Source organism: Stutzerimonas sp. LR2 (genome assembly GCF_055755175.1).
In genome coordinates, this window is record NZ_JBVTRR010000004.1 from 582,770 (window position 1) to 595,219 (window position 12,450).

At 63.2% G+C, this 12,450-nt stretch carries 14 protein-coding genes; 7 read left to right on the forward strand and 7 right to left on the reverse strand.

What is annotated here, in order from left to right:
- The 3 genes from ACVRRC_RS17045 (at position 1) to ACVRRC_RS17055 (ending at position 3,429) form a co-directional block, all read left to right on the forward strand.
- Positions 1 to 2,421 carry a heavy metal translocating P-type ATPase gene (locus ACVRRC_RS17045; RefSeq protein ID WP_079328604.1) on the forward strand — a complete coding sequence of 807 codons (2,421 nt, stop codon included), beginning with the start codon at positions 1 to 3 and terminating at the stop codon, positions 2,419 to 2,421.
- Between the two features lie 92 nt (positions 2,422 to 2,513).
- On the forward strand, positions 2,514 to 2,720 hold the full coding sequence (ccoS, locus tag ACVRRC_RS17050; RefSeq protein WP_011912984.1) for a cbb3-type cytochrome oxidase assembly protein CcoS: 207 nt from the start codon (positions 2,514 to 2,516) through the stop codon (positions 2,718 to 2,720).
- Positions 2,713 to 3,429 carry a sulfite exporter TauE/SafE family protein gene (locus ACVRRC_RS17055; protein ID WP_061373496.1) on the forward strand — a complete coding sequence of 239 codons (717 nt, stop codon included), beginning with the start codon at positions 2,713 to 2,715 and terminating at the stop codon, positions 3,427 to 3,429. Before ccoS ends, ACVRRC_RS17055 begins: the two co-directional genes overlap by 8 nt.
- Positions 3,430 to 3,443: 14 nt before the next feature.
- On the opposite strand, the gene nadE is transcribed toward ACVRRC_RS17055, so the two are convergent.
- Positions 3,444 to 4,271: an ammonia-dependent NAD(+) synthetase gene (gene nadE, locus ACVRRC_RS17060; RefSeq protein WP_013982567.1), complete on the reverse strand. Its 828-nt coding sequence runs from the start codon at positions 4,269 to 4,271 to the stop codon at positions 3,444 to 3,446.
- Positions 4,272 to 4,477: 206 nt separating this feature from the next.
- Between nadE and hemN the strand changes: the two genes are divergently transcribed.
- The 4 genes from hemN (at position 4,478) to ACVRRC_RS17080 (ending at position 7,928) form a co-directional block, all read left to right on the forward strand.
- Positions 4,478 to 5,860: an oxygen-independent coproporphyrinogen III oxidase gene (hemN, locus tag ACVRRC_RS17065; protein WP_472997273.1), complete on the forward strand. Its 1,383-nt coding sequence runs from the start codon at positions 4,478 to 4,480 to the stop codon at positions 5,858 to 5,860.
- A gap of 111 nt (positions 5,861 to 5,971) precedes the next feature.
- Positions 5,972 to 6,706 carry a fumarate/nitrate reduction transcriptional regulator Fnr gene (fnr, locus tag ACVRRC_RS17070; RefSeq protein WP_011912980.1) on the forward strand — a complete coding sequence of 245 codons (735 nt, stop codon included), beginning with the start codon at positions 5,972 to 5,974 and terminating at the stop codon, positions 6,704 to 6,706.
- Between the two features lie 26 nt (positions 6,707 to 6,732).
- On the forward strand, positions 6,733 to 7,281 hold the full coding sequence (locus tag ACVRRC_RS17075; protein ID WP_011912979.1) for an adenine phosphoribosyltransferase: 549 nt from the start codon (positions 6,733 to 6,735) through the stop codon (positions 7,279 to 7,281).
- Positions 7,282 to 7,319: 38 nt separating this feature from the next.
- Positions 7,320 to 7,928 (forward strand): SCO family protein, encoded by a 609-nt coding sequence (locus ACVRRC_RS17080; RefSeq protein ID WP_472997274.1) that lies wholly within the window; start codon positions 7,320 to 7,322, stop codon positions 7,926 to 7,928.
- A 41-nt stretch (positions 7,929 to 7,969) separates the two neighbouring features.
- Here the strand turns inward: ACVRRC_RS17080 and ACVRRC_RS17085 are convergent, their stop codons facing one another.
- From ACVRRC_RS17085 to ACVRRC_RS17110, 6 genes are all read right to left on the reverse strand, one after another.
- Complete coding sequence (locus ACVRRC_RS17085) at positions 7,970 to 8,671, reverse strand: type 2 periplasmic-binding domain-containing protein (RefSeq protein WP_472997275.1); 702 nt, start codon at positions 8,669 to 8,671, stop codon at positions 7,970 to 7,972.
- A gap of 10 nt (positions 8,672 to 8,681) precedes the next feature.
- The gene (locus tag ACVRRC_RS17090) at positions 8,682 to 9,455 is read right to left on the reverse strand and encodes an ABC transporter permease (RefSeq protein ID WP_011912976.1); all 774 of its coding nucleotides are present in this window, start codon (positions 9,453 to 9,455) and stop codon (positions 8,682 to 8,684) included.
- Positions 9,452 to 10,198, reverse strand: coding sequence for an ABC transporter ATP-binding protein (locus ACVRRC_RS17095; RefSeq protein ID WP_013982563.1), 747 nt, complete (start codon positions 10,196 to 10,198; stop codon positions 9,452 to 9,454). Before ACVRRC_RS17095 ends, ACVRRC_RS17090 begins: the two co-directional genes overlap by 4 nt.
- Positions 10,199 to 10,300: 102 nt before the next feature.
- Entirely contained in the window at positions 10,301 to 11,290 is a 990-nt protein-coding gene (locus ACVRRC_RS17100) for an ABC transporter substrate-binding protein (RefSeq protein WP_013982562.1), read from the reverse strand.
- 145 nt (positions 11,291 to 11,435) lie between these two features.
- Entirely contained in the window at positions 11,436 to 12,035 is a 600-nt protein-coding gene (gene recR, locus ACVRRC_RS17105) for a recombination mediator RecR (protein WP_014596492.1), read from the reverse strand.
- 79 nt (positions 12,036 to 12,114) lie between these two features.
- Complete coding sequence (locus ACVRRC_RS17110; RefSeq protein ID WP_008567825.1) at positions 12,115 to 12,441, reverse strand: YbaB/EbfC family nucleoid-associated protein; 327 nt, start codon at positions 12,439 to 12,441, stop codon at positions 12,115 to 12,117.
- Between the last annotated feature and the right edge of the window lie 9 nt (positions 12,442 to 12,450).

Here is a 12,450-nt window from a genome sequence, read left to right on the forward strand (position 1 = left end):
ATGGCAAAGCCCCTCCCCTGCTACCACTGCGGGCTGCCGGTTCCTCCCGGCAGCCCCTTTCAGGCCCGCGTGCTGGGTGAGACGCGGGCCTTGTGTTGCCCGGGCTGTCAGGCGGTGGCCGAAGCCATCGTCAAGGGCGGCCTGGAAAGCTACTACCTGCACCGCAGCGACACGGCGATCAATCCCCAGGCGCTCCCACAGGAGCTCAGCGAGGAAATGGCGTTGTACGACCGCAAGGACGTACAGCAACCTTTCGTTCAGCACCAGGGCGAGCTGGCAAGCACGTCCCTGATGATCGAAGGCATCAGCTGCGCGGCCTGCGGCTGGCTGATCGAACGCCATCTGCGCAACCTGAAGGGCGTGGCCGAGGCCAACCTCAACCTGTCCAATCATCGCCTGAACGTGCGCTGGAGCGATGCGCAGTTACCGCTCAGCGAGCTGTTGGGCGAACTGCGCCGCATCGGCTACGCGGCCCACCCGTATCAGGCCGACCAGGCGGCCGAACGCCTGGCGAGCGAGAACCGGCGCTCGTTGCGCCAACTGGGTGTCACCGGCCTGCTCTGGATGCAGGTCATGATGGCAACCATGGCGACCTGGCCGGAGTTCAACCTGGACCTGTCGGAGAGCTTCTTCGTCACCCTCCGCTGGACCGCGCTGCTGCTGACCACGCCCATCGTCTTCTACTGCTGTACCGATTTCTTCAAGGGTGCGTTACGGGATCTGCGTACCCGCCACCTGACCATGGACGTGTCGGTATCGCTGGCCATCGGCGGCGCCTATGTCGCCGGCATATGGTCGACCATCACCGGCCAGGGCGAGCTTTATTTCGATGCGGTGGGCATGTTCGCCCTCTTTCTGCTGGCCGGGCGATACCTGGAGCGCAGGGCACGCGAGCGCACAGCGGCCGCCACCGCGCAACTGGTCAACCTGCTGCCGGCCTCCTGCCTGAAGCTGGATGCCGACGGTCACAGTCACCGCATCCTGCTCAGCGAACTGCAGCTCGGCGACCAGGTGCTGGTGCAGCCCGGTGGATTGATCCCGGCTGACGGCGTGATTCTCAGCGGGCAATCCAGCGTCGACGAGTCGGTTCTAACGGGGGAATACCTGCCTCTTCCACGCGGTGCCGGCGATTCGGTTACCGCCGGCACCCTCAATGTCGAAGGCCCGCTGACCGTGGAGGTCCAGGCACTGGGCGACGACACCCGGCTGTCCGCCATTGTCCGCCTGCTGGAACGCGCCCAGGGCGACAAACCCAAGCTCGCCGAACTGGCTGACCGCGTCGCCCAATGGTTTCTGCTGGTGGTGCTGGTGGTGGCCAGCATCGTCGGCTTGGTCTGGTGGCAGATCGACCCGCAACGCGCCTTCTGGATCGTCCTCGCGCTGCTGGTCGCGACCTGCCCCTGCGCCCTTTCGCTGGCGACCCCCACTGCGCTGACGGCGGCCACCGGCACCCTGCATAAGCTCGGCCTGCTGTTGACCCGCGGACATGTCCTGGAAGGCCTCAACCAGATCGACACCGTTGTTTTCGACAAGACCGGAACCCTCACCGAAGGGCGCCTCACGCTCAGCGCCGTGCACCCGCTCGGTGAGCTCGATGCCGATAGCTGTCTCGCGCTGGCCGCGGCGCTGGAGAACCGCTCCGAGCATCCGATCGCCCGCGCCTTCGGCCGCGCGCCGCTGGCTGCCGAATCCGTCGAGACGGTACCAGGCCTCGGCCTGCAGGGCAGCGTTCAAGGCCGCAACCTGCGCATCGGCCAGCCGGGCTTCGTGGCCGAAGGTTTCGCCGGTTCCGCGCCGGCCATTCCTGGCGAACACGGCCAGTGGCTTCTGTTGGGCGACGAGCAAGGCCCGCTGGCCTGGCTGGTACTCGACGACCGGCTACGCGACGACGCCCCGGCTCTGCTGGAAGCCTGCCGCCGACGCGGCTGGCGGACACTGCTGCTTTCCGGAGACAGCTCGCCGATGGTGGCGCAGATCGCCAGCGACCTGGGCATTGACCAGGCCGAAGGAGGCATGACTCCGGCGGCGAAGCTCGCCAGGCTGCAGGCATTGCAGGCCGAAGGGCATCGCGTGCTGATGCTCGGCGATGGCGTCAACGATGTCCCGGTGCTGGCCGCGGCCGACATCAGCGTCGCCATGGGCTCGGCAACGGATCTGGCGAAGACAAGCGCCGACGCCGTGTTGCTGTCCAATCGTCTCGGCAGTCTCGCGCAGGCCTTCGATATCGCCCGGCGCAGCCGACGCATCATCATCGAAAACCTTGCGTGGGCAAGTCTGTACAATGGCCTGATTCTGCCGTTCGCCGCAGTGGGCTGGGTCACTCCTCTATGGGCGGCGCTCGGGATGTCGATCAGCTCGCTGCTGGTGGTACTCAACGCCCTGCGGCTCACGCGCCAGCCGGATCCAGCGGGCCGCGGCTGATCCGCAAGCGGACCGCCCCACCGGCGCCGATGCGCAAGGCGACACGCCATTAATCGCAGCCGAAACCCTGATTTCGGCCTCTGGAGGTCCTGATGGCCGCTCTGTATATCCTGATCCCTGTTGCCGTGGTCCTGGTGGCCGTTGCGATCTGGGTGTTCTTCTGGGCAGTGGACAGCGGTCAGTTCGACGACCTAGACGGGCCGGCGCACAGCATTCTCTTCGATGACGAAGAGCCTCAGCGTCCCGCGGACGCACAGGATGATGCCAAACAGCAGCCGGAGCAGCGCAAAGGTGACTGAACTGGCTCCGCTTCTGCTTTCCGCCTGGGTCCTAGGCCTGCTGGGCGGCGGACATTGCCTGGGGATGTGCGGCGGGCTGATGGGCGCGCTGACCATGGCCATTCCGCCGGAACAGCGCGCAAAGCGCCTGCGCCTGCTGCTCGCTTACAACCTGGGGCGGGTGGCCAGCTATGCCGTTGCCGGCTTTCTGATCGGTCTGGCAGGCTGGGCGATTGCGAATAGCCCGGCGGCGACGGCACTGCGTGTCGTTGCCGCGTTGCTGTTGATCAGCATGGGGCTTTATCTCGCTGGCTGGTGGAGCGGCCTGACCCGCGTGGAAGCGCTAGGGCGTGGTCTCTGGCGCCAGATCCAGCCCGTCGCCAGCCGGCTGATGCCGGTAACCAGCCTGCCCCGCGCGCTCGTTCTCGGGGCACTCTGGGGCTGGCTGCCATGTGGTCTGGTGTACAGTACCCTGCTCTGGTCGGCCAGCCAGGGCGATGCGTGGGACAGTGCTCTGCTGATGCTGGCCTTCGGCATCGGCACATGGCCGGTTCTGCTTGCCACGGGCCTGGCCGCCGAGCGCCTGACGGGACTGCTGCGCAAACGCGGCGTACGCATCGCCGGTGGCCTGATGGTGATCCTGTTCGGCCTGTGGACCCTGCCGGGTCCTCATCAGCAATGGCTCATGGGGCACGGCAATGCAGCAGTCCACGGCGAGCATTCGCACTAGTCTGGGCGCGGAACTCAGGGCTCCTTCGGTAGCTGACGCTTGTGTGCGGTCTTGTCATAGGTATCGACGATGATCTGGGCGGCCTCGTCCGGTACCGGCTTGCCCTGCAGGAAGTCGTCGATGTTGCGGTAGCTGACGCCGTGCGCCGCCTCATCGGGCTTGCCCGGTGACAGCTCTTCGAGGTCAGCGGTCGGCACCTTGTGCACCAGTTGCTCCGGCGCTCCCAGCGCGGCGGCGATCTGCCGAACCTGATCCTTGACCAGACCGGCCAGCGGCGTCAGGTCGCACGCACCGTCACCGAACTTGGTGAAGAAACCCATCACCGCCTCCGCCGCATGGTCCGTTCCGATCACCAGCCCCTGACGGGCATTGGCGATGGTGTATTGAGCAACCATGCGCATCCGCGCCTTGGTGTTACCCAGCACGAAATCACGCTGTTCAGGGCTCAGCGGCTCGAGTGCTTCGGTAGCGGCCGCCAGACCGAGTACCGCGGTGCCGATGTTCACCGTGTGGCATTCATCGGGCTTGATGGTATCCACCGCCAGCTGAGCTTCATGCTCGTCATGCTGGACCTGATACGGCAGGCGCACGGCGATGAAACGGTAGTGGTCTCCCTCGCCAGCGGCGCGCATCCCCTCGACGGCCCGCTGCGCCAAGAGGCCAGCAGTCGTCGAGTCGACTCCGCCGCTGATACCCAGCACCAGTGTCTTCATGCCGGACTCGCGCAGGCAGGACTGGATGAAGCGTATCCGACGTTCGATTTCCGTCTGTACGGACTCCGGCCCGGTGAAAGGTGCGCAGACATGGAGCGCGGCTGCGATTTCCTGCTGACGACTGTGCATGAAACTCTCCTCTAGCGACATTTAGGATCTACTGGTTCGAAACGGAGGAAGGTGACCATCTGACCACGAATCACGGCGATCCTTCCGCATGTCGGGAGCGATCTGACCCAACGCACTAGGGTCTGATCAACTTTGATACAGGTCAAGTCCGTCGCGAGGTCCTGCACCTAGAATCCAGCGACCGCCGTCATGACCGGGAACGCCACATGCTCGACTCCATTCGCTGGGATTCCGACCTGATCCGTCGTTACGATCAGGCCGGCCCGCGCTACACGTCGTACCCGACCGCGGCCCAGTTCAATGACAAGATCGGTTCGTTCGATCTACTCCACGCCCTGCGCAGCAGCCGCCAGGCGTCCCGCCCGTTGTCTCTGTACGTCCATCTGCCCTTCTGCGCCAACGTCTGCTACTACTGCGGCTGCAACAAGATCATCACCAAGGACCGCGGCCGGGCGCAGCCTTATCTGGAGCGCCTGGAAAAGGAAATCGACCTGATCTCCTGCCACCTGGGCAAGGACCAGCTGGTCGAGCAACTGCACTTCGGTGGCGGCACACCGACCTTCCTAAGCCATGACGAGCTGCGCCGCCTGATGAAACATCTGCGCCAGCATTTCAATCTGCAGGACGACGACCATGGAGACTTCAGTATCGAGGTCGACCCAAGGGAAGCGGACTGGCCGACCATCGGCCTGTTGCGCGAGCTTGGTTTCAATCGCATCAGCATCGGCGTGCAGGATCTCGACCCGGATGTTCAGCGCGCCATCAATCGCATGCAGACACTGGAGCAGACCCGCACCATCATCGAAGCGGCACGTACACTGCAGTATCGCTCGCTGAACATCGACCTGATCTACGGTCTGCCGCTGCAGACCCCGGCACGCTTCGCCAAGACGGTTGAGGCCATTATCGATCTGCAACCCGATCGCTTGTCACTGTTCAACTACGCTCACCTGCCCGAGCGGTTCGCACCGCAGCGACGGATCAACGCCAGTGATCTGCCGGCGCCTGCAGAGAAACTGGCAATGCTGGAGCAGAGCATCCACCTGCTCACCGATGCCGGTTATCGATATATCGGCATGGATCACTTCGCGCTACCCGACGACGAACTGGCCATGGCTCAGGAAGACGGCAGCCTGCAACGCAATTTTCAGGGTTACACGACCCACGGCCACTGCGATCTGGTCGGCCTGGGCATGTCGGCCATCAGTCAGATCGGCGACCTGTACTGCCAGAACCACAGCGACATCGCGGAGTACCAGCATCAGCTGGACCGGGGTCAGCTCGCCACCGCCAGGGGGCTGCGCTGCAATCAGGACGATCTGATCCGCCGCGATGTCATCCAGGCGCTCATCTGTGATTTCGAGCTCAGCTTCGCCCGAATCGAACACGATCATGCCATCGAATTCCGCCATTACTTCGCCGAGCCCTGGCCGATGCTGGAACAGATGGCCGCAGACGGACTGATCGAGATCAGCGAGAGCCATCTTATCGTTCAGCCGGCCGGACGCCTGCTGGTGCGTTCGATCTGCATGCTCTTCGATCACTACCTGCCCGAACACGGCAACCAAGGCTTCTCGCGCGTCATCTAGCGGCTCAGACCATCGTCCAATCTTCCGACCTGCGACCCTTGCGCCAATTGGCCATAGCGTTCGTACTGAGTTAACCTTGCGCGCTATAAACCGGTTTCCAGGAAGCCCTCTATGTCCGAATCGATCAAGGTCCGTGCGCAGCGGCAAGCTCATTGCAAGGATTGCAGCCTTTCCGGGCTCTGCCTGCCCCTGTCGTTGAACATGCAGGACATGGACGCGCTGGACGATATCGTCAAGCGCGGCCGCCCGCTGAAGAAAGGCGAGACACTGTTCCGCCAGGGCGATACCTTCAGTTCGGTCTTCGCCGTGCGTTCCGGTGCGCTTCGAACATTCAGCGTGACCGATGGCGGTGAAGAACAGATCACCGGCTTCCACCTGCCCAGCGAGCTGGTTGGCCTTTCCGGCATGGACACCGAAAGCTACCCAGTCACGGCCCAGGCACTGGAAACCACATCGGTCTGCGAAATCCCCTTCGAGCGTCTCGACGAGCTGAGCGTGCTGCTGCCGCAACTGCGCCGCCAACTGATGCGCATCATGAGCCGCGAAATCCGCGACGATCAGCAAATGATGCTGTTGCTGTCCAAGAAGACTGCCGACGAGCGCATCGCCACCTTCCTGATCAACCTGTCGGCTCGTTTCAGCGCACGGGGCTTTTCCGCCAATCAGTTCCGCCTGCCCATGTCGCGCAACGAGATCGGCAACTACCTAGGGCTGGCAGTCGAGACCGTATCCCGCGTGTTTACCCGCTTCCAGCAGAACGGTCTGCTCGAAGCCGAGGGCAAGGAAGTGCGCATCCTGGATTCCATCGGACTGTGCGCCCTCGCCGGCGGCGCCATGGACGTCTGAGTCACCGAGTTTGGAGCAGTAGCCCGATGATCTTCGACGAATTCAGCATCAAGACCTTGATCCGCCCGGTTCCGGACTTTCCGCGGCCCGGCGTGATATTTCGCGATATCACGCCATTGTTCCAGTCGCCAAAGGCGCTGCGCATGGTGGCCGACAGCTTTATCCAGCGTTACGTGGAAGCGGATTTCACCCATATCGGGGCGCTCGACGCCCGCGGCTTTCTGGTCGGCTCGATCCTCGCGTACGAGCTGAACAAGCCGCTGGTGCTGTTCCGCAAGCAGGGCAAATTGCCCGCCGACGTGCTTTCGCAGGCCTATTGCACCGAGTATGGCGAAGCGCACCTGGAAATTCATGCCGACAGCCTGTGTGAAGGCGACTCGGTACTGCTGTTTGATGACCTGATCGCCACCGGTGGCACCCTCCTCGCCGCAGCCCAACTGGTACGACGCATGCGCGCCAGCATCCATGAAGCTGCCGCGATCATCGACCTGCCCGAACTCGGCGGGTCGCAGAAACTGCAGGACATCGGCATCCCAACCTTCACGCTGACCGCCTTCGAGCTGAGCGACCGCTGACCAACCCATCGCCGATTGCTCGATCTGGAGGAGACGCCGTGCCAACGAGACTCTGGCGCTGCCTGCTGATTCTTGTGCTGGCCTGGACCACACCCGCATTGGCGCTGGATCGCAACGTCCTGCTGGATCAGGCCAATATCCTCCTGTTGCCCCGTGAGCGCGCGATACCGCCTCTGGAACTGGTCGACCAGGATGGCCAGTGGTTCGACACGCGATCGTTACAGGGACGCTGGCATATTCTGTTCTTCGGCTTCACCGCCTGCCCGGATATCTGCCCGACCACGCTGAGCGACATGCGCCGGCTGTTCAGCCAGCTCCCGAAGGAAACCCGCGACCAGCTGCAGCTGGTATTGATCACTGCCGATCCTGCGCGTGACACACCTCAGCAGCTGAAGACGTACCTGGACTACTACCGCGGCGGGTTCAACGGCCTCACCGGCGATATGGAGCAGCTGCAGCGGCTGTCCAAGGCACTGGGCCTGCCATTCGTTCCAGTAAGCGAGACGCAGGGGGACTACAGCGTCAGCCATAGCGGCAATCTGGCCCTGGTGGGCCCCGACGGCACGCTGCGCGGGCACATCCGTGCCCCGCTCCAACTCGCGGGGTTGCGGCGGATGTTGCCGCAGATCGTTGATACAGAACGCTGACGAGCCCTTCGCACTCGCGCAGCTCGAAAGCAATCAAGCAGTCAGTGGCAATCCAGGGTGTCGGCCAACACATAGGCCTGAAAGGCGACTTCGTCGATCCACTGCTGCGTCAGCTTTGCCAGGCGCCCGTCCACACTCCATTGCGCGACGAGTGCGTCGATTTCCTGCTGTAACCGCGCCTGATCCGCGGTCAGGCGAAGCTGCCGCTCGGCATCCGCCAGCGGCGGCAGCAGGCGCTTGTAGCGGCGCCACTCCGGCAACGTAGCCAGTTCGGTCAGCAAGGCTTCATCCTCGACAACGGCCTGGCACTCGCCCAGCTTGAGACCGATAAGCGCATGCGCCGAGCTGGGATACTCTCGCGGCGATGCCCCAAAACGCTCGCGCAGCACTGGCGCATAGGGGCTTGCAGTACTGACGCAGACGGATTGGTCGCGAAGTTCCGCCCAGGCGGCGGGCCCTGCGTCGGTGGGGACAAGAGCCGCGGGGACAGCGCGATAGTAAGTGGTCACGCCACGTTGCTGGCTGGCCTCCACGCGCACGCCGACCTGCCCGTCCGACACCCCGAACCGCACCGGGCGCCCGAGTTCGACGCCAAGCTGCTCGGCCAGCGCCGCCTCGAAACTTTCGGTCTCGCTGCTCGACAGCACGCGATGCTCGGGCAACTCCATCCGCAGCGACTCGGCCAGCCCCACTGCGGGCGTGAACAAGGCGAGCCAGAGAACGATGTGCGAAAAGACAGGCACTGGCCGAACCTCAGACGTACTGATAGCGCAGCATCCGCTGCTTGAACTTCTCCAGCACCACCTGATCGATCAGGGTGGCAAGAATGGCGATCACCAGAATGTTCATCATGACTCCCACCATATCGGCGATCTCCCCGGAGTAAGCCAGCGAGCGCCCCAGCCCCTGGCCGAAGCCGATCAGCATCTCGGCAGAGATCAGTGCACGCCAGGCGTTGCCGAAGGCCAGCTGGGCGCCGGTGATCAGCTCGGGCATCACCGCCGGCAGATAGACACGCCGTAGCAGCTGCCAACGCGAAGCGCCCATCACCCGTGCGGCAGAGACATGTACCGGCTGCACACTCTCGGTGGCGTTCATCACCGAAAGCGCCATCGGGAAGAACGCTGCCAGCGCCACCACGACGATGATCGGCAGATTGCCGAACCCCATCACGATCAGGAACAGCGGCACCCAGGCAATCGACGGAATCGACTGCAGGATGACGATGGCCGAGCGCAGGATCTCGCGGAAGAAGAACAACACGCCGCCGACAAGGCCGAAACCGATGCCGAACAGCAAGGCGAAGCCGTAGCCACTGCCCAGGCGGCTCATGCTGCCATACAGGCCATCGCGGAACTCGGGTTGCTGGATGGTGGTGATCAGGCGCTCGACCACGGTCGGGATACCCGGCATGAGGAACGCCGGCAGACTCCAGGCCGCCGCCTGCCAGATCAGCAGAATAAACAGGATGGCCAGAACGACGGCCAGGTATTTCTTCGGGCCGGTTAGACGACGAGCCTGACTCATGGGTGCGCTACCTCCGTCTTGATACCCAGCAGGCTGAGAATCTCCTTACGCTCGGCAGCAAACGCCGACAGGTCGTGGCTTTTCTCGCAATGGGTGAAGTTGAAGGTCTTGAGCACTCGAGTCGGCCGTGGGCTGAACACCAGTACGTGATCGGCGAGATAGAGCGCCTCGTCCACATCATGGGTGACCAGCAGCACGGTCGGCTGATGCTCCTCGATCAGCTCGCGCAGCACGTCCTGCAGTGCCATGCGGGTCAGAGCATCGAGGGCGCCGAACGGTTCATCCAGCAGCAGCACCTCGGGTTTGGCGATGAAGGCGCGGGCCAGGGCGGTGCGCTGGCGCATACCGCCGGAAACCTGGTGGGGATAGTAATGCTCGAAGCCATTTAGCCCGACACGCTCGAGCCAGACACGCGCCTGCTCGAAGGCCTCGCTCTTGGCGACGCCTTGCAGCTCGAGCGCCATGGCGACATTGCCTTGCAGGCTCAGCCAGGGGTACAGCGCATGCTCCTGGAACACCAAGGTACGTCGCGGGCTCGGCTCGGTGATCGGCTTGCCATCGGCAAGCACGCGGCCAGCGCTGGGCTTCTCCAGCCCCGCCACCAGGTGCAACAAGGTCGACTTGCCGCAGCCCGAGGGCCCGACCAGGGCGACCAGCTCGCCCTGGGCGAACTCGCCGCTGAACCCCTTGATGACTTCGAGCTGCCCGAAGCGCTTGTCTACATCTTCAAACCTGAGCTGCATAAAAATCCGCAAATCCAGAAACGAAACGGCCCGGCGATGCGGGCAAAATGAATGGCCCGACTCAGGGTCGGGCCTTTGTGTTGCCGAAAGGCACAGCGCCGATCAGAGTTCCCGTGCTTCCTGCCAGCTCAGATCGAGAATGGCTCGGGTATCGAACGGCTTGCCATCGCGAGTCTTCAGCGAGCCCTGCTCCTGCAGAATGTCGGCAAGCTCCTGAATACGGGCCAGATCGTCGTCGCCAAGCTTGGCACTGAAGGTCTGGGTGCCAATGGCTTCCTCGATGACCACCTCGCGAGCCAGTTCGCCGCGCTTGAGGGTTTTCAAGGTTGGCTCGGCGATGAAGTAGCCGGCGATCAGCTTCGCCGCTTCGGCCGGCTGCTTGTCCAGCAGTTCGATGGCATCGCGCTGAGCATCCAGGGATTTCCAGACGGCATCCTTGCGCTTGGCCAGGGTGTCGCCGGAGGTGATCACCACCATGCACGGGAACGGCCACACTTCGCCGATCTCATAGACCTGGCGAACCGGCGCCACCAGCTGTGCGATGCGGTCGTAGGGCTCGAACAGGAAGGCGGCATCCACTCGCCCGGATACCAGCGACTGCACCGCAACTGCCGGGCTGACGCCCATGATGTTGACATCGCTCGGCTTGAGGCCGGCATTCTTCAAGGTCACGCCACGCAGCACCGCATCGGCGGTGCTGCCTTCGCGCTGCGAAGCCAGTGTGCGGTCCTTGAGGCCTGCCACGTCCTGGATGTCGGTATCTTCACGCACCAGGATCGAGTGATAACCTTGCTGCGCACCACCCACCACCTTCAGATCGGCCCCCTTGGACGCCCAGGCCACCGCATTGGTAAAGCCCAGCACACCGGTATCCAGCTGACCGCCGACGATGGCCTTGATCAGATCGGTGCCCGAGCTGAACTCGATCAGTTCGACGTCCAGGCCGTGCTTCTTATACAGCCCTGCCTCGTGGGCGACCATGGCCTGGGCATCATCCATCACCCGGATGTAACCTACCTTGAACTTTTCCTGCGCCTGCGCGAACGCACTCAGGAGCACAAGAGCAGGAACCAGCCAGAGCTTCGCTTTCATTTCGACCTCGATTCGGATAGCCAGCGCATATAACCAAAACAAAGCAGTATATTCGCTTTGGTTATCTAACGTTTATGGCTTAGAACTTTACCCGAACTATCTGCAGAACGGCACTAGCAAGTAGCAATAAGCTAAAGGCGTCGAGTTATAGGCTGATCGGCTTGCGCCCTGCGAGGGCGTGAGCCAGTGTGCCGCCATCGACCAGGTCCAGCTCGCCGCCCAGTGGAACACCATGGGCAATTCGGCTGATGGTCAGGCCTTTGGGAATGAGCATCTGTGCGATGTAGTGCGCGGTGGCTTCCCCTTCGACAGTGGGGTTTGTTGCCAGGATGACTTCGCTGAATGCGCCACCCGCCACCCGCCCCAGCAGCTCCGGAATGCCGATGGCCTCTGGCCCCAGGCCATCGAGCGGAGACAGATGCCCCTTGAGCACGAAGTAACGCCCACGAAAGCCGGTCTGCTCGACCGCAAACACGTCGACCGGGCTCTGCACCACGCATAGCAGGGAATCATCGCGCCGCGGATCAGCGCACTGCGGGCAGAGTTCGTCTTCGGTCAGCGTACGGCACTGCCTGCAGTAACCGACACCTTCCATCGCCCGGGTCAACGCCTGCGCCAGGCGCAGACCACCGCTGCGGTCACGCTCGAGCAGCTGAAGCGCCATGCGTTGCGCGGTCTTCTGTCCTACGCCAGGAAGAATGCGCAGGGCATCGATGAGTTGCCGAATCAGCGGGCTGAAGCTCATGTACGTCTCGAAATGGAATCACTGAAAAAACCGGCCGCCCCACAGCGAGGGGGCGGCCCGGCTGGAACTGCGCGATGGATCAGAACGGCATCTTGAAGCCCGGCGGGAGCTGCATGCCTGCGGTCATGCCGGCCATCTTCTCCTGGCTGTTCTGCTCGATCTTGCGTACCGCATCGTTGACGGCCGCAGCGATCAGGTCTTCGAGGATTTCCTTGTCTTCCTGCATCAAGCTGTCATCGAGGCTGACGCGCTTGACGTCATGACGGCCGTTCATTACCACGCTGACCAGGCCGGCACCGGATTGGCCAGTGACTTCGGCGTTCGCCAGCTCTTCCTGCATCTTCTGCATCTTTTCCTGCATCTGCTGCGCCTGCTTCATCAGGCCGGCCATGCCACCTTTCATCATGGGTATCAC